The sequence below is a fragment of the Bradyrhizobium sp. LM2.9 genome (assembly GCF_054056555.1).
This window is the reverse complement of sequence record NZ_JBSRYJ010000002.1, coordinates 7,213,558-7,230,372: the sequence shown is the minus strand read 5'-3', so window position 1 is coordinate 7,230,372 and position 16,815 is coordinate 7,213,558. Positions and strand designations below refer to the sequence as shown.

The window sequence follows — 16,815 nt, the reverse complement described above, 5'->3', positions numbered from 1 at the left end:
GCGTGCGGCATGAAATTGTGGACACTTTCCAGCTGCACAGCGCTCACTTAACGCGATCTGTTCCCGGTTACATCAACGTAGCGAGTCGGTTTACGCTGATCACTTGAGCCATGATTGGCATTGTCAGCCGCAGGAAATTTGCGTGCGGGCTTGCGCTCCGACGGAAAGGTGAATCACCAAATGCAATGGAATCCATTTATGAGCGACGTGACAACTCAGATTCATTCGCACGCGGTCGTGTGGATCGACCACCTCATTGCTAAGATATTCTCCACAGGTTTAACGGGCGTCAGCGCGACGGCCGTACGCGCGCATTTGGCGCCCCAGCGTCTTGATTGCAAAGCGAATACTGGCTCTGCCGACGTGAATGACGATCCGACGTTTGTCGTCAGGGTAGGTCGGGCCCTGAGTAGCTGCACTGATCTGCTGATCATCGGACCGGGAACCGAGAAGACCGAGCTGATGAACTTCCTGAGAGTGAACAGGCCGGATCTCACGCTGCACGTCGAGACAAGTAATCCTCCGACCGACCAGGAAATTGTAGCGCTTGGGCGAAAGATCTTCCGTCTCGATTGAGTCGGCGATGTTCTTCTTCTGATTGTGGACGGTGCAACAGGTCGGCCCATTTAGGAGAGATGAGGATCGCTCTTCCCGGGGACCACCACCTGGCTCGCGCATCCGTTTACGGCGATGGATAGGCGCGCGAACCGATGCTATTTAAGTCAGTAGCGCCAATGGGTGGCTATCGCGACCGGGCGTTCTCAGGTGTTCGCCTTGACCGGCCGCCGATGTTGAAGCCGCAGGGAAACACTGTGCAAAACGGCGATCATCCGCTTGTCAACCGGTGACATGCCTACCAGCAGACTCGCGAAACCCCAAGCGGAACGTCTAGCAACGGCCGATCGTCGTTTCCGCAGAGCGCATAGCGCGAGATCAGAACAACGAACTAAAAAAGTCGCGAGCAAAAAATGACCCCGGCATTTTTCTGCCGGGGATTGCATTTTTGAGAGAGTTGGATCAGAAGTCCATGCCGCCCATGCCGCCGCCCGGAGGCATCGCGGGCGCGCCAGTGTTCTTCTTCGGCAGCTCGGCGACCATGGCCTCGGTAGTGATCAGCAGGGCCGCAACCGAGGCTGCGTTCTGAATCGCGGTGCGGACCACCTTGGTCGGGTCGATGATGCCCTTGCTGACCAGGTTGCCATACTCGCCCGTCTGCGAGTCGAAGCCGTAGGCGTATTGCTCCTTCTCCAGGATCTTGCCGACGATCACCGAGCCGTCTTCACCGGCGTTGATCGCGATCTGGCGAGCGGGAGCCGACAGCGCCTTGCGCACGATCTCGACGCCGGTCTTCTGGTCGTCGTTCTTGGTGCGCAGGCCCTTGAGCTGCTCGGAAGCACGGAGCAGGGCGACGCCGCCGCCCGGGACGATGCCTTCTTCCACAGCCGCGCGGGTCGCATGCATCGCGTCATCAACGCGATCCTTGCGCTCCTTCACCTCGACTTCGGTCGCGCCGCCGACGCGGATCACCGCGACGCCGCCGGCGAGCTTGGCCAGACGCTCCTGGAGCTTCTCACGGTCGTAGTCCGAGGTGGTTTCCTCGATCTGCGCCTTGATCTGGGCCACGCGCGCCTCGATGTCGGCCTTCTTGCCGGCGCCGTTGACGATCGTGGTGTTCTCCTTGTCGATCATCACCTTCTTGGCGCGACCGAGCATGTTGAGCGTGACGTTCTCAAGCTTGATGCCGAGATCTTCCGAGATGGCCTGGCCGCCGGTCAGGATCGCGATGTCCTGCAGCATGGCCTTGCGGCGATCGCCGAAGCCCGGAGCCTTGACGGCCGCGACCTTCAGACCGCCGCGCAGACGGTTGACGACGAGCGTGGCCAAAGCCTCGCCTTCGACCTCCTCGGCGACGATGACCAGCGGCTTGCCGGTCTGCACCACGGCCTCGAGCAGCGGGAGCAGCTCGTTCAGCGAGGAGAGCTTCTTCTCGTTGATGAGGATGTAGGCGTCGTCCATCTCAACGCGCATCTTGTCGGCGTTGGTGACGAAGTAGGGCGAGATGTAGCCACGGTCGAACTGCATGCCTTCGACAACCTCGAGTTCGGTCTCGAGCGACTTGGCTTCTTCAACCGTGATGACGCCCTCGTTGCCGACCTTCTTCATGGCGTCGGAGAGGAACTTGCCGATCTCCTGGTCGCCGTTGGACGAAATCGTGCCGACCTGGGCGATCTCGTCGTTCGAGGTGACCTTCTTGGAGTTCTTGACGAGGTCGGCGACCACGGCTTCCACCGCCAGATCGATACCGCGCTTCAGATCCATCGGGTTCATGCCGGCGGCAACCGACTTGGCGCCTTCACGAACGATCGCAGCCGCGAGCACGGTGGCGGTGGTGGTGCCGTCGCCGGCCGCATCGGCGGACTTGGAGGCGACTTCGCGCACCATCTGCGCGCCCATGTTCTCGAACTTGTCGTCGAGCTCGATCTCCTTGGCGACGGTGACGCCATCCTTTGTGATGCGGGGAGCGCCGAACGACTTGTCGAGCACGACGTTGCGGCCCTTCGGACCGAGCGTGACCTTTACCGCGTTGTTGAGAATATCGACCCCGCGCAACATGCGGTCGCGGGCGTCTACGCCGAACTTGACTTCTTTGGCTGACATGTGGGTTTTCCTGAATGTTTTACTTGGTCTCACCCTTGGCGACGCCCAGCAGGCGCTCCTCAGGATGAGCGGTGCGAGCGATGGTTTAGGCGGCCTTCTTCTTGGCGGGCACGTCGGTGAGAACGCCCAGGATGTCGCTCTCTTTCATGATCAACAGCTCCTGGCCGTCGATCTTGACCTCGGTGCCTGACCACTTGCCGAACAGGACGCGGTCGCCGACCAGGACGTCAATCGGGATCAGCTTGCCGCTCTCGTCGCGGCCGCCGGGGCCGACGGCGATGACTTCACCTTGCGAAGGCTTTTCCTTGGCAGTGTCCGGAATGATGATGCCGCCAGCGGTCTTTTCTTCTGCGTCAATGCGCTTGACCACGACGCGGTCGTGAAGCGGACGGAATTCCATGCAGATCTCCTAAGCATTTACACCAATTGAAGATTTCCCGATTGCTAGCAATCGCGGCCCGCGAGTGCCAACGCAGGCGCAGCTGAAATAGGACCGATTTTTTGGGGAACAAGTGTTTGTAGCAGGAAAATCGGCTCAGCGCACGGGGTCTCTGTGGGGGCTGCCCCAGATCACGTTCTCGAGCTTGCCGCCGAGCACCCGACCTTCTTCTGAGTGAGTCGTACGGCTCTGTCTCTCAACCTTGTCGCCTAACAGTTCAATTCCTCTGCCCTAAATTCGAGCTGGTAAAGGCCAGCCGATCTGGTGCCGGTTCAAATGCGAATCGTCGGCTGACTTCGTTCTAAGATTGCGATGCGTTTAGAACCTGACGCAGAGCTCGCGAATTGGGGTATCGATCCGCTTGATCGATGATCCGATACTCAGCAACTCGAGGCCAGGCAACGCTGGCTGCGAGAGCTAGCGCAGAACGCGCTCAGATCGTTCGGCACCTGGTCCAGTTTCAGATCACCTTTGCGCGCCGAAGTCGCTGCTGGACGGATCGCCGGTGCTTCAGACAGCGAGCGCGCCGATGTCCCGGTTTGCGCGAGAGGGCCTCTGCCCGCATCGCGACAGGTCTATATGCGCGAGCAGCTCGCCAAACTGTCCCGCGGCCATGACCTGGCCAAGGCATTCAACTGAATCCTGACGCGATGGGCGAGCTGTGAAGACACCGGTAGCGGCGTGCTGATCGATACCGCCGGCGCAGGTGTGATCTCGACAGGAACAAGAGCTGGCACGAAATCTCCGCCCGGTCGCCCCTGGCGCGCTTGTCGACGCCTGGTGAACAGCCGGCTGTGAGCTCCCCGTACCGGAGCGCGAGGCCGCAGAGCGTCTCGCCAGCCTGCAAATGGGGAACCTTCTCGTCGCAACTCCGTCGCCACCGACGTTCGGCGCCCTTTCGCTACGTGATCTCAAAGCTAGCCTTAAGATCAAATCCTCGGCCGCCTCTCAAACTATACAAGACGGCCGCCGCCGGCGGGATACGGACTCAAACTAGTCAGGTGAATCTAAGTTCCCCCAGGTCCGCCAGGCCTTGTGGCAGAGCCGTCTGGTCTGCGGACTTGGGCGGCGTGAAGTGGACATGATAATGCGGCCCTAACGACGCAATTGGGCGGCTCTTACAACTGCGGTCACGACAAGCGCTCTCCTTCAAGAAGCCCTCTAGAAGCATTTATGGCGCGCGTAGCTTGCAACGGCACGTGCTCAAGACGGCCGCGGAGAATTTGCCGCGGCTTTGTGCAGCGAGCGCGAGCACATGTCAGGACGGCGCCATAATAGTGCGGAGGACCCAGTGACGAGCCCGCCGAGACGGCAGTCGTTCTCGCAATTCGCAGGCATTGCAAGAAGTGACTCGCAATCCGCGGGATCGATCATAATTATTTGCAAGCGCAACGCACCCTTAGGCCCTACATACCCAATCACCTGCGCAGGTTCCCTCGGGTCAGAACAAGAACTGGCTCCACAGAATCAAGCACTGGCTCTCGGCTTTCGTCAAAAAACCTCAGGGCAACGTCTCTTGGTTGTTCATTAAGAGCAGCCACCATGGTGGTTCGCGACTCACCGATCTCCGATCGATGCGGCGTGCCAGGGAGAGGTTGGTCTTACCGGCGGGCAACAGCGGTCGTGATCTCCCGAGTCTCTGGTGCTCCGACGCTGACATGGTGCCAAGGTCGACAAGCGTTTCATAATCAAAGGTCTCGAGCATGGCGCGATTCGCCTTTCGACACGCGCTTGATCTCGGCATCGGTGCGTTGGCGCACGGAAGGATTTCGTTTGCGGCGGCCACAGCCGAAGGCCGGGTGTTCGGCACCTGAAATTGTCCGGCGGACCGCCAACCTTGCACAGTCTTACTACTAGTTTGTGACGTTAGATTACCTTCGAAGCACTTGAGAACGGCGTCAATAAGCTCAAATCGGCGGCTCCGATTTTAAATTTAGCAATCGAGCAGAATAGGCTCGAAGTCGTCGGGGGTCTTTATCGGCTCGAGACCGGCCGGTTCGAATTGGTAAGCTGACCGTCATCAGAGCGTTAACTTCTGAGCAATGCCGTTTGAAGCGACAAGGAAGGGTTGTTGTCTCTGCCGCCGAGTCGACCAGATCCTGGACCGGAGGACAGATCTTACGCAGCGCGCCGGCGCAGCGCCTTCACGGGCAAGCCCCCAGCCGTAGACAGAATGGATAGTGCGTTACGTACGGACCTGGCTACTTCCGGGATGCCAGGAGCTTGGACAAATTTGTGCGATCATCTCGTTGAAAGGCCTTGAATCGCACGTAACGTCACATTGTACGATCTTGAAATGAGATCGCGACCTCTGACAAACGAACGTAAGCTACTCCTAGGGTGTCAATCGGCTTGCAACTTTGGCTCTGACGCAATTTTGGTGCATTGGTGATCATGTAGCGCCGATCAAGCGCGCCTGAACAAGATCGAGCTTGGCGCGCCCGTACATCTGACGCTTGACGAGCTTGAGCTTGGTAATCTGACCTTCGGTCTGCCCGTTAGACCAAGATGTTGTAATCGCAGCGTTGATGGCGGCCTTGTCATTGGTGATGCCGTTGGCGAAGGATGCGACGAGACTTGCGCATGCTCGTTCCAGCCATGGATCAAGATCCACGTGAGTCTTCTTGCGGATCATGGCGTGGAAAGCGATGATGATTTCGCGAGCTTCCACCAGCAGAGGAACGCCCTTCTCGATCGCCGCGATGGTAACGGTCTCAGACTTTGATAGCGCATCGCGGCCATTGGTCATCAGGCGGGCGATGGTTCTGGCAGACGGCACGCGCTGTATACTTTGAACATCGGGCGTTTCGGCGCGCCGACGGCGTGTCGTCCACTCTCTAACAACTCGCTCAGAGCCCCTAAAGCCTAGCACCTTAAGGCGACGCCACAGGTCGGCTCCGTTATAATGGCCTGAAGCCCACTGGGCGTCGAGCCATGGCAGATGGTGCTCGAGTGAGCTCTCGCGCACCCTGAACACATCCGTTCGCTGACCTCGCAGAACTTTGCGAACGAGGCCCCGGCTATGTCCCGTAAGTCGCACGATCTCCTTTATGGAGACACCCGTCTCAGCCTGTCTGAAGATTGCCGCGTTGGTGTCCTCACGCCGTAGATAGCCTTCGTACTGGATGCGCTCGGCGGAAGTGAGCAAGGCAGGATTAATTGTGGCGGCGCCGACCGCCACACGAACCTGGCGCATGGATTTGCGGACCGCATCGAGGAAGGCGTGGCTGGCGTTCTCCATCAAATGCCAGCGGTCAGCAACCTGGGTGGCCTGCGGGAGCGCCTTGGCTACAGCAAGGGCGTAACCACCGCCGCGATCGCGCGCGACCACAGCAATTTGCGGCTGCCCCGCCAGCCAAGCCTGTGCCGTAGCGGGCTCTCTGTCGGGCAACAGCGCGATCGGTCGTCGCCGCTCGAGGTCGCAGATGATTGTTCCGTACCGCTGATTGCGCCGCCAGGCCCAGTCGTCGATACCGATCACGCTCGGCACAGCAAAGGGCTGGCAACCGCGCCTTCGCACGACCCGAAGCAATGTATCGTTGCTCACGGGCAGCATAGGTCGACGGGCAAAACTTGCGGCCGGGCGGCCACCCAGGGCAAGCCCAAGGTGATGGACCAGAAGATCGAGCCGCGCCGTTCGCCGCGCCCACGGCGCCAGAGCCCCGTCATCGAACCGCTCGGTGAAAATACGTCGACTGCACATAACGGTGAAGCAGCGGAAGCGACGCGCCACGACCACCAGGCGAACCGGCCGCCCCGCCAGCGGCAGATCGGTAAGACATCGTTGATATCGGCTATGAATTCGCCCGGAACTGGCTCCGCATCCGGGACACAGACTCTTGTCGCTCCTGGGACGGACGGTGATCACGGTCGTGGCGCCATCACAGACGGCGCTCTCCACGTCAAACCCAGGAGGGATCAGGGCCGACGGTCGCAGGGCTCGCTGCATCATGTTGATTCCCTTGTGAAACCAACGCGAGCCGGCGCCTGAACTTCATCAAAAGTGAGTCAGAGCCAATATTGCAGGCCGAATGACACTCCTAGGGTGTGGGGCGATGGCATAACGATCTTGTCGTATTTCGAATTTGCGGCGAACGCTCGCCGTAAATGAGCCGGCGGCAACTCTCCCTTGCCGACGGTCGGGGCGATGTGTAGCAGCGTCGCTCCTCCCCCTGACTTCGCCCGGCTTCCAAAATGAGGCCGGGCCTTTTTTGCCGTCGGGAAGACGTTAGCGCCTTGTCGACGCGCAACTTGCTCGATCAGCTCGTCCGGAGACCAGGCAAACTTGCGAGGCGAGTCCGGCAAGACAACACGCGTTACGACGACATCGGCATGCTGATTGTAAATCGTCAACAAATCGCAGCCTTCGGTTCTAGCATACAAAGCAACACTTCCGCAGCCATCAACGACTTGAACGGTCCGGCCTGTTTTTCTCTGTAGACAGGCCATACTGTGCCTTGCGCAGGAACACCACTACCGCAACGTACCGACCTAAAGAGGATATCGTGACACGCACACAACGAACGCATTGGTTTTTGCGTCCCAAAGCCAACTGCTGTGCAGTAGTTCTTATTGTGCAACGGCATCTCTGTGCTCGAGTGTGCGGGTTGCGCGAGATCAGCTGCCGACCGACGCGAAGAAAGACGCTTGCATGGAGGACGTGTTTCGCCTGCGTAGCACCCGCATCCCGGATCGCACCGCCATCACTGCGTGTCTCAGAGCCAAGCAGGCGAGCTTGAGTCATCAATGTCGCGACCTCCATTGGCGATACCGCCAAGAAAACACGGGACTCGAAGTCTCGTTTGAGTTGTTTGTTTGGATACGAATGCACACAATGCCTTTCGATACAGTCCTTATCGCCAACAGAGGCGAGATCGCTGCCCGCATCATCAAGACGTTGCGAAAGCTGCGCCTTCGTTCTGCAGTTGTCTACCACGAGGTCGATGCGCGAAGCCCGGCAGTCTCCATGGCCGACACAGCGATTCTTATCAGCGGGCAGACGCCGATCGCGGCCTATCTGGACATCGCACAAATTATCGCCGCCGCTCACAAGGCGGGCGCCGGCGCTGTTCATCCAGGTTATGGATTTCTTTCCGAACAGGCTCAATTCGCCACGGCCGTGATAAAGGCCGGCATTGCGTTCATCGGCCCCGCACCCGAAACTATTGAACTGATGGGCGATAAGATTCGGGCCCGCAACTTCGTCCAGTCGAACGGCTTTCCAGTGGCCCCATCTGCAATTGAGGAGGACGATCCAGCGACGTTCGTCTCCAGAGCGCGTGCAATTGGAACCCCTTTGCTGGTAAAACCGTCAGGGGGCGCGGGCGGCAAGGGCATGCGCATTGTACGCGATGTCGATGCTCTGGAAGGCGCCATTGAGCAGGCTCGCTCTGAGGGGCAACGGTATTTTGGGGATCACCGGCTTTACGTCGAAAGTTACATTGAGAACCCGCGGCATATCGAAGTGCAGGTACTCGGCGACTCTTATGGGAACATTGTACATCTGTTTGAGCGGGAGTGCTCGGTACAACGCCGCTTCCAGAAGATCATCGAGGAAGCGCCCTCGCCAGCCCTGTCGCCAGAACTACGGAAACGCATCTGCGAGACCGCGGTCGGTATCGCACGCGCCGCGAATTATCAAAACGCAGGAACCGTCGAGTTCATTTTCGATGCAGGAGAATTCTACTTTCTCGAGATGAATACGCGCCTACAAGTCGAACATCCCGTGACTGAGATGATCACCGGCATCGATCTTGTCGCCGAACAGGTCTATGCCACCGCGGGCCGAGAACTTGGTTTTGCTCAGTCAGATATCGTTTCGAACGGCCACGCTATCGAAGTAAGGCTGTACGCTGAAGTCCCCGAACGAGGCTATGTTCCGACGTCCGGCAAAGTACTTCTTCTCGAGTATCCGAGCGGGGTACGGATTGACAGCGGCATCACGCAGGGTCAGCCAATCACCACTGCGTTTGATCCCATGCTCGCAAAGATCATCGCGCATTCGCCGACGCGCACATTGGCCACCGCGACGGCCAATCACGCGATTCAGGGTGTCATTCTTCTCGGCTGCGAGCAAACGCTAGCTTCCTCGCCCGCATCCTTTCCGACGAGTCGTTTGTCCGCGGACAGTTTCATACAGGATATCTGGAGGAAAACCCGCACATTGCCGCTGGTAACTCTGCTACCGCCCTACCGGCATTCCTGGCATCAGCTGCTCTCCTGACCCGACAAGTCCGCGAATCGGCCGATGCCGTGCCCGCGCTTCACGCTTCGCTGGGCCATTGGAGAAATTGACATGTATCACTCCGTCGAGGTTGATGGCGTCGACCATCAGTTATGGCTTTCACCCTGCCAATCCGGCTCCTATCATCTTCACTTACGCGACCAAGTCATTTCCCCGGTCGCGTTCGCGCAATACGGCGAGAATTCAGGTGTCCTGACTATTGCCGGCGAGACCGAACGGGTCCGCTTCGTCATCGAAGGCGATCTGATTCACGTCCACATCCGTGGCATAACGCGCGTTTTGCGCTACAGCGACCCGTTGCGAACGCTCGCTTGCGTGAACCAAGAGGAACGTTCGCTCATGACCCGCGCACCGATGCCGGGAGTAGTCGTTACGATCGCGGTTTCGCCTGGTCAACCGGTATCCGCAGGCGCGGCGCTGATGATGATTGAGAGCATGAAGCTGGAACTATTATTCGCTCGTCACAGCATGGCGTAGTCGATCGAATCCATTTCAAAGAAGGGGAGAGCTTCGAGCGGGATGCTGTGCTGATTACGCTATCGAAAGAAGGGCGCTGAATTGCTACGAATCGCTTCTGGGGCGAATGTCAATTCGCAAGACTTTCGTCAAAACGCGCTCCACAACAGGCGGCTTGCTGACGAGTTGAAGGAGCGGCAACGTGCTGTCCGCTTTCAGCGGCCCGAGCGGGAGCTCGAGCGCCTTCGACGTCAGAATAAGCTGTTTGTACGAGATCGAATCGACGCCTTGCTCGATCCAAATACTCCGTTCCTCGAGCTTTCAACGCTGGCCGCTAACAAGGCCTATAACGGCGAAGTCCCCGGCGCGGCACAGGTCGTCGGCATCGGGATCGTCGCGGGTCGCGAGGTGATGGTTCATGCAGATGACGCAAGCGTGAAGGGCGGCGCATGGTATCCGTTGTCTGTCAAGAAGATAGTGCGGGCCTTGGACATCACAATCGAGAATCGTCTGTCAGTGATTCATTTGTGCGATGGCGGGATTCCTACCTTTTCAGGCAGAGTTCTTCGCCGATCGCTACTTCGCGGGTCGGATCCTCCGTAACCAATCCATTCTCTCCAAGATGGGAGTACCGCAGGTCGCGATCGCAATGGGTCATTGCACAGCGGGAGCGGCCTACGTCCCGGCGCTTAGCGAATTCAGCATCATGGTCGAGGATACGGGAGCTATATTTCTCGGTGGCCCTCCAGTCGTGAAAGCTGCTACCGGTGAAGACGTATCGGCACAGGAGCTTGGGGGCGCCCACATGCATACGAGCGTGTCGGGCACGAGCGATTATTCCGCGAGCTCCGAGATGCACGCTATTGCGATCGCACGTGATATCGTTGCCCGATTCCATCGGGCCGCGAAGATTCCGATTGATCAAGCCGCCCCGGAACCCCCTGTCTACGACGCATCGGAACTATACGGCATTGTTCCCAAGGACCCTCGAGTGCAGTTCGACATGCGGGAGATCATCGCCCGCATCGTCGATGGCAGCCGATTTCACGAATACCAGCCGCGTTTTGGCACGTCCCTGCTGTGCGGTTTCGCGCGGCTTCATGGATATCAAATAGGGATTCTTGCAAATAATGGCGTGCTGCTCAGCGAAAGTGCGCTGAAGGGCGCTCACTTCATCCAACTATGCGACAAGAACCGGACGCCCCTGCTCTTCCTGCAGAATACAACGGGCTTCATGGTCGGCCGCGAATACGAGCGCCGTGGCATAACCAAGGATGGCGCCAAGCTGATCATGGCCGTCTCGGGAGCGTCGGTCCCAAAATTCACGGTCGTTTGCAACAGCTCGCATGGAGTAGGTACCTACGCTATGGCGGGACGTGCTTTCGATCCTCGGTTCGTCTTCACCTGGCCGCAGTCTCAGATCTCTGCGATGGGCGCCGAGCAAGCGGCAGGTGTGCTGACCCATGTTAAGACCAGACAACTGGCCCGTGATGGTGGGCGACTCGCAGAGCAGGAGCTAGCAGCCATTCGAGATCCCCTTCTCGACGAGTATCGGGAACGATCGAGCGCCTACTATGCAACCTCTGAAATCTGGGACGACGGAATTCTTGATCCAGTCGATACCCGAAGTGCACTCGCGATCGCCCTGAGCGCTTCGCTGAATGCTCCCATCGAAGCGCCCCATTATGGCGTATTCCGAATGTAGCCGGCAGGAGTCGAACGTCCGTGTCAGTGGATTCTACTCTCTGACCGGAGTCCAAATCGACGGATCGTCCTGTCCCCGGCATGAGCCAGATTGGTGTCGCCCACATTCCGCGCAGAACTCGAATTCGCGACCTTGGTCAAATAGATCAACCCGGGTGGGGCGTTGAATTCGGTGATCACGTTGTCGATCAGGACGACGGCGTTGCGTCGACGCAGCTGGAGCTGGGTCGCATAGGCCTGATTGGCCGCGCATCGAACCTCGCGTGGGGACTACGCAAAGTGCGTAACACTCGAGATGATCTGCTCGTTACACTTCTAGCATTGCGTGGTGTAATTGCGGGGCTCCTGCGGGTCGAAGCCATCGACATCTGGAGTTCGCGATCGATGCAAGCGCGGGCTGCCCTGCTGACTCTGATCCACCAACGGACGCGTCAGTCACAGTAGATCTAGGTGCGCCCTACTGATGGATTGTTGGTCCATTCATCGCCAATGATAACAATCCTTAGGAGGAGACAAGCCATTATACCGATCGCGGTCAACGATTCCGCGACGGGCTGGTTGCAGAAGAAGTGATCCCGCCATGCTCGACTATGGAACCACCCACCGTCTCGCCGTCCGATTGTCTGATCTGATCTCGAGCAAAGAACACTTGCTCCTTTGCAGGTGAACGCCATGGATAGCTTGATTCTTACGCAGCGTCAGGTTGTAGGATTGCAGAGCGGACTGACGTTCAAGCTGACACCGCGCATGCCTCGACGACGCATACGCGGTCCGAGCCGGACCGGTTGCCGAGCTGCATGACCCCACCAACGCCCGTTTCGAATGACGCCTCGCTATTGAACGCAGAAAACGAACAAGGGTGAGAATGATGTCATGGGGCGCGCAAGTATGGCTAACGAGTGACTTAGGATCAGTGCAAACATCCACTAAGCAGACGCTGCCGGTAACGAGCGCCGATGGTGCCGGCCGAGACGCGCGCAAGTTGCGCAACGCGCTCTAATGTCAAGTATCTCAAAGAGGAGGAGCACCATTTGTGATCGAGACGGCGCGACATAATGCCATATCAGGAGCAACATGCAGTATATTTGATCAGGATATCGAGCTATGCGCCAGCGCCAGCTGGGAGCATCAACGGCGAGTAGTCGTGTGTGGCATCGACGTCATCCTGCAACCGTCGAGTTCGGCTCGATCCACAAAACCGCAACGTTTGTCCGATCATATATCAGCAAAGAACAGCGTGGGTATCGACAACATGGAAGGGATCATCTAGCGGCTTGAGGTCGCGCTCGCACGCGCGACTGGCCAATTGGAACGACTAAGCACGTGGAGAGCAATGAACGCCCTCAAATCGATCATTAGCAAAGTTGCTACGGGTGCCACGCTGACCCGCGAGGAGACCGCAACAGCCTTTGAAATCATGATGTCGGACCAGGCGACATCCTCCCAGATCGGAGGATTGTTAATGGGGATGCGGGTACGTGGCGAAACCGTGGAAACAGCTGGTCTCAGAAATCTGAACATCGCGATAAGTGGAGTTTCTGCCTGAATGCGGCGATAGTTGCCGCAGACAGGAGCGACGATGAGCAGACGATCCCGCCGAACCCATTCCCCGGCCTTCAAGGCGAAAGTAGCGCTGGCCGCCATCAAGGGCGATCGAACGCTGGCGCAGTTGGCCGAGCACTTTGATGTCCACCCCAATCAGATCACGGCGTGGAAGGCCCAACTGGAGGGCGGTGCCTCTGACGTTTTCGGGGCAGGTCCCGCGGCATCTGCCGGGCCGGCCATCGACGTGAAGTCGTTGCACGCCAAGATCGGAGAGCTGACGCTGGAGAACGATTTTTTAGAAGGAGCGCTCACCAAGGCGGGGTTGCTGAGCGCAAAGCGATGATCGACCGTGAGCACGATCTGTCGATCACTAGGCAAGCGGAAGCTCTGAACATCAGCCGTGGCAGCGTCTATTACCTGCCGCGTCCGGTGCCCTCCGCCGACCTCGCGATTATGCAACGGCTCGATCGGTTGCATCTGGAGTATCCCTTCGCCGGTTCGCGTATGTTGCGCGGCCTGCTGGCTGCCGAGGGGTGCAAGGTCGGCCGCCGGCATGTGAAGACGCTGATGCGGCGGATGGGGATAGAGGCGCTCTATCGCCGTCCGCGCACGACCAAGTCAGAGCCCGGTCACAAGATCTATCCGTATCTGCTGCGCGGCATGGAGATCACACGGCCGAACCAGGTCTGGGCGATGGACATCACGTATATCCCGATGGCGCGCGGCTTCGTGTATCTCGCTGTCGTGCTGGATTGGGCAACCCGCCGGGTTCTCTCGTGGCGGTTGTCGATCACGATGGAGGCGGCCTTCTGCGTCGAGACCCTGGAGGATGCTTTGGCGCGTCACGGCAAGCCCGAAATCTTCAACACGGATCAGGGCTCGCAGTTCACTGGCGCGGCCTTCACGGGCCTGCTCACCAACCAAGCCATCGCCATCAGCATGGACGGCAAAGGGGCTTGGCGGGACAATGTGTTCGTCGAACGGCTGTGGCGCAGCGTCAAATATGAAGAGGTCTATCTGCGAGCTTACGAAACGGTCGGCGAGGCGCGAGCTTCGATTGGCCGCTATCTCGACTTCTACAACGGCCGACGTCCACACTCGAGCCTTGACGGCAGCACACCGGATCAAGCCTACTTCAACCAGCCGCCAATCCGCATGGCGGCCTAACCCCGGCAGACGCTCCACTTATCGACGCGGAGATTTTGTTCAGACAACCGGGACCAGCTCTGTGCTGCGTCAAGAAGCGTTGCTGTGGAATGGAATTATGAGTCAGCACATGCATAACCTCGGCTCGACCGATCATGTCCTGACAGTCTTGCCGCTGTTTCACGGTGGCGGCCTGAATATCCAGACCACGCCGGCTTTGCATCACGGCGCGACCGTCACCATTCACACGCGAGTTTACGCCCGAGGCGACGCTTGCTGCGATCGAACGCGACAGACCTACGCTGGCAGCGTTGGTGCCTACCACGATGCAATCCCTAGCCGACCATCCTCAGTGGCGGACGACGGACCTCTCCTCACTGAAGGCAATTTGCACCGGTTCAACGATGGTCCCGCAGCACCTTATCGAACGCTTTGTCGCGCGTGGGGTGCCCCAGTGCTGCAGGTTTACGGTTCGACCGAGACCTGCCCTATTGCTGTGTATACGAGGCTCGGCGGCGATCTTGCGCGTAAGGGCTCGAGCGGCTTGCCCGGCCTATGCTGCGAAGCCGGCTATTCTCGATGATACCGGCAACGAGTTGCAGGCAGGCAGCCCGGGCGAGATCGCCGTACGGGGCCCCAACGTCTTCAGCGGGTATTGGGGCGCTCAACAAGCAACGCGCGAGCCTTTGCACAACGGCTGGTATCTCACCGGTGACATCGGCCGCCGCGCTGCCGATGGATACTTTTGGGTGCAATGATCCCAAAAGGAACCTGATCATTTCCGGTGGAGAAAATATCTACCCGGCGGAAGTAGAGCGCGCGCTTATGGAGCATCCCCTCGTCGCAGACTGCGCCGTTGTCGGTCGACCCGATCCGCGCTGGGATGAGGTGCCGATCGCTTATGTGATCAGGCGGCCGGGGGTTCGGCTTGACGCGGAAGCACTAACGGCGCATGCAGGCTCGCAGCTCGCCCGCTTTAAGGTGCCGCGCGAGATTATTTTCACGGAAGAATTGCCACGTACGGCGCTGGGCAAGACCCAGCATTTCGCGCTGAAGGGGCTTACACGATCAAGCCAGTACAACGACGGCGACTGAAGATTTCGATCGGGTGTGGCATTTCCTTTACCCCGCAGGCGTGGCCGCTGAGGGCCGCGAAACCCCACGGGTCACCGCGTCTATGCGAACACGGCAGCTGCGAGTTGATCATTGTCGGCGCCTTTCCGTCGAATAACGTTGCCCCGAGGTCGCTGATGCCGCGGATCCTCCTGAATGCCGGTACCGCGCAAATGTCGGGCTCTGATCTGGCGACAACCAAGTTTCGCTTGCCTCCAATTCGGCCGAGACGTCGTCCATGTCTTCACAGGTGCCGCACTCTTCCAGGAAGTTAATGGAGGTGCTGAGCCGGAGCGACGTCGCCAGTTGGGTACCCATCCTCACTCAGCCGATATTCCGATCGTCTATCCCAGTGGCTCCTCGACGCCGCCGACGTCCGCGTCAGTTAGAGCTTTGCCCGTGTTGCTGCCGGCGTATTCTGGGACGTGATCGAACTACCCGTGCCGTCTTTGGGAGCGCGATTTGTATCAATCTTCCTATCAACCGATGAGTAGCGCGCCATTCGAGCCCGTCCGGGTTCAAGAGGAGAGATCGCTCTCGCGAGCCTGCGTGGACGCTCGCCCTCGACGAGTGCTTGCAGCAATGCCCGTATCAGCGCCATGCTGAATGAAGCTTCTGATATGCCCGGAAAATTAGCGACCTGTCGACCGCGCAAAGCGTCTTGAACCTGACCTGACTTGTTCGGAAGTCCGAAACCGCACAACAAGCGCCGGCCTCATAGTGTTAGCCTCGGACATTGCTGTTGAGGAGCATGCGCCGAGCCAGATGGAATTGCTGGAACGCGGCTCATTTTAATCGGACCGCATCGACCCGGGCCGAGAGTGCGAGATGATCGTTACCGCTCTCGCAGCGCGGAAAGCGATTATGCTTGATCCAAGATGAGGGCGTTAAGGGTCACGGCGGGATACCAGCATGCCAACGATCCCATTTGTAAAATGAAACCGGCTTTGACTAGGTCCAGAACAACTGCAGTCTCGAGGCGCTTTATATCTGGATTTTCATTTATCAAGCGTCGGGTGAAATGCTCGTACTCTTCCATATTATTTGCAGTCACCAACAGGATGAAATCAGCTTGGCCCGCGACGTAAAATCCGCTCATCACCTCCCTCATAGTGCGGATCCCCCGCTTAAAGCGATCAATAATCTCGGCGCGATTGCGCTCAAAGAAAACCAGGGCCAGCATAGTCACGTTTCGGCCGATCGCGCTTGGCGAAATGATTGAGACGTCTGATTCTATCATGCCCTCCTTTCGTAGGCGCTTCGGTCGGCGCTGAACTCCGGATGCAGATAGACCAACTTTCGCGCCGAGTTCTACACTGCTTAGGCGATTGTTGCGTTGAACGAGATCAAGAAGACGAGCATCGATTTTGTCGATTTCCATGGCTGCATTGCGGACTCTCGAGTGCGACCGCCTCGTCCAAGCATGCGACGTAGTCCCATTGAGCGTCCCGGTCATCTCCAAACCTCCTCCCTAGTCTTACTGAGTCAGAAAGTCGCGATCTTTGATCCT

The 16,815-nt window shown here is 58.6% G+C and carries 10 protein-coding genes and 2 pseudogenes; 8 read left to right on the top strand and 4 right to left on the bottom strand.

The window, feature by feature from the left end; translation table 11 throughout:
- The first annotated feature begins 198 nt into the window (after positions 1-198).
- Positions 199-576, top strand: coding sequence for a hypothetical protein (locus ACVWW3_RS36760; RefSeq protein ID WP_456651449.1), 378 nt, complete (start codon positions 199-201; stop codon positions 574-576).
- 441 nt (positions 577-1,017) lie between these two features.
- Here the strand turns inward: ACVWW3_RS36760 and groL are convergent, their stop codons facing one another.
- From groL to ACVWW3_RS36745, 3 genes are all read right to left on the bottom strand, one after another.
- Positions 1,018-2,658, bottom strand: a complete 1,641-nt coding sequence (groL, locus tag ACVWW3_RS36755; protein WP_456651450.1) for a chaperonin GroEL — start codon at positions 2,656-2,658, stop codon at positions 1,018-1,020.
- An 85-nt stretch (positions 2,659-2,743) separates the two neighbouring features.
- Positions 2,744-3,058 (bottom strand): co-chaperone GroES, encoded by a 315-nt coding sequence (gene groES, locus ACVWW3_RS36750; protein WP_456651451.1) that lies wholly within the window; start codon positions 3,056-3,058, stop codon positions 2,744-2,746.
- A gap of 2,431 nt (positions 3,059-5,489) precedes the next feature.
- Entirely contained in the window at positions 5,490-7,046 is a 1,557-nt protein-coding gene (locus ACVWW3_RS36745; protein ID WP_456652106.1) for an ISL3 family transposase, read from the bottom strand.
- Positions 7,047-7,748: 702 nt separating this feature from the next.
- On the opposite strand from ACVWW3_RS36745, the gene ACVWW3_RS36740 reads away from it, so the two are divergent.
- The 7 genes and pseudogenes from ACVWW3_RS36740 to ACVWW3_RS36710 all read left to right on the top strand — a co-directional run bounded on the left by ACVWW3_RS36740 (position 7,749) and on the right by ACVWW3_RS36710 (position 15,287).
- Complete coding sequence (locus ACVWW3_RS36740) at positions 7,749-9,320, top strand: acetyl-CoA carboxylase biotin carboxylase subunit (protein WP_456651452.1); 1,572 nt, start codon at positions 7,749-7,751, stop codon at positions 9,318-9,320.
- Between the two features lie 72 nt (positions 9,321-9,392).
- Complete coding sequence (locus ACVWW3_RS36735; RefSeq protein ID WP_456651453.1) at positions 9,393-9,818, top strand: biotin/lipoyl-containing protein; 426 nt, start codon at positions 9,393-9,395, stop codon at positions 9,816-9,818.
- Between the two features lie 81 nt (positions 9,819-9,899).
- Positions 9,900-11,502, top strand: a pseudogene (locus ACVWW3_RS36730) (acyl-CoA carboxylase subunit beta).
- 1,332 nt (positions 11,503-12,834) lie between these two features.
- Positions 12,835-12,996: pseudogene (locus tag ACVWW3_RS36725) on the top strand (anthranilate phosphoribosyltransferase); the annotation flags it as partial.
- Between the two features lie 84 nt (positions 12,997-13,080).
- A protein-coding gene (locus ACVWW3_RS36720; RefSeq protein WP_456647380.1) for an IS3 family transposase occupies positions 13,081-14,213 on the top strand; the annotation gives its coding sequence in 2 pieces (ribosomal slippage) (positions 13,081-13,336 and positions 13,336-14,213; 1,134 coding nt in all).
- Positions 14,214-14,310: 97 nt separating this feature from the next.
- Positions 14,311-14,775: an AMP-binding protein gene (locus tag ACVWW3_RS36715; RefSeq protein WP_456672442.1), complete on the top strand. Its 465-nt coding sequence runs from the start codon at positions 14,311-14,313 to the stop codon at positions 14,773-14,775.
- Between the two features lie 128 nt (positions 14,776-14,903).
- A complete protein-coding gene (locus tag ACVWW3_RS36710) occupies positions 14,904-15,287 on the top strand; it encodes an AMP-binding enzyme (protein ID WP_456672330.1) in 384 nt (127 codons plus the stop codon).
- An 880-nt stretch (positions 15,288-16,167) separates the two neighbouring features.
- Here the strand turns inward: ACVWW3_RS36710 and ACVWW3_RS36705 are convergent.
- Positions 16,168-16,686, bottom strand: a complete 519-nt coding sequence (locus ACVWW3_RS36705) for an Lrp/AsnC family transcriptional regulator (RefSeq protein WP_456651455.1) — start codon at positions 16,684-16,686, stop codon at positions 16,168-16,170.
- Positions 16,687-16,815: the final 129 nt, after the last annotated feature.

What these genes read in the sequence shown, in the direction of transcription:
- groL (WP_456651450.1), bottom strand. Translation starts at nt 2,658, where the DNA reads ATGTCAGCCAAAGAAGTCAAGTTCGGCGTAGACGCCCGCGACCGCATG.
- ACVWW3_RS36760 (WP_456651449.1), top strand. Translation starts at nt 199, where the DNA reads ATGAGCGACGTGACAACTCAGATTCATTCGCACGCGGTCGTGTGGATC.
- ACVWW3_RS36735 (WP_456651453.1), top strand. Translation starts at nt 9,393, where the DNA reads ATGTATCACTCCGTCGAGGTTGATGGCGTCGACCATCAGTTATGGCTT.
- ACVWW3_RS36705 (WP_456651455.1), bottom strand. Translation starts at nt 16,686, where the DNA reads ATGGAAATCGACAAAATCGATGCTCGTCTTCTTGATCTCGTTCAACGC.
- ACVWW3_RS36745 (WP_456652106.1), bottom strand. Translation starts at nt 7,046, where the DNA reads ATGCAGCGAGCCCTGCGACCGTCGGCCCTGATCCCTCCTGGGTTTGAC.
- groES (WP_456651451.1), bottom strand. Translation starts at nt 3,058, where the DNA reads ATGGAATTCCGTCCGCTTCACGACCGCGTCGTGGTCAAGCGCATTGAC.
- ACVWW3_RS36715 (WP_456672442.1), top strand. Translation starts at nt 14,311, where the DNA reads ATGAGTCAGCACATGCATAACCTCGGCTCGACCGATCATGTCCTGACA.
- ACVWW3_RS36740 (WP_456651452.1), top strand. Translation starts at nt 7,749, where the DNA reads ATGGAGGACGTGTTTCGCCTGCGTAGCACCCGCATCCCGGATCGCACC.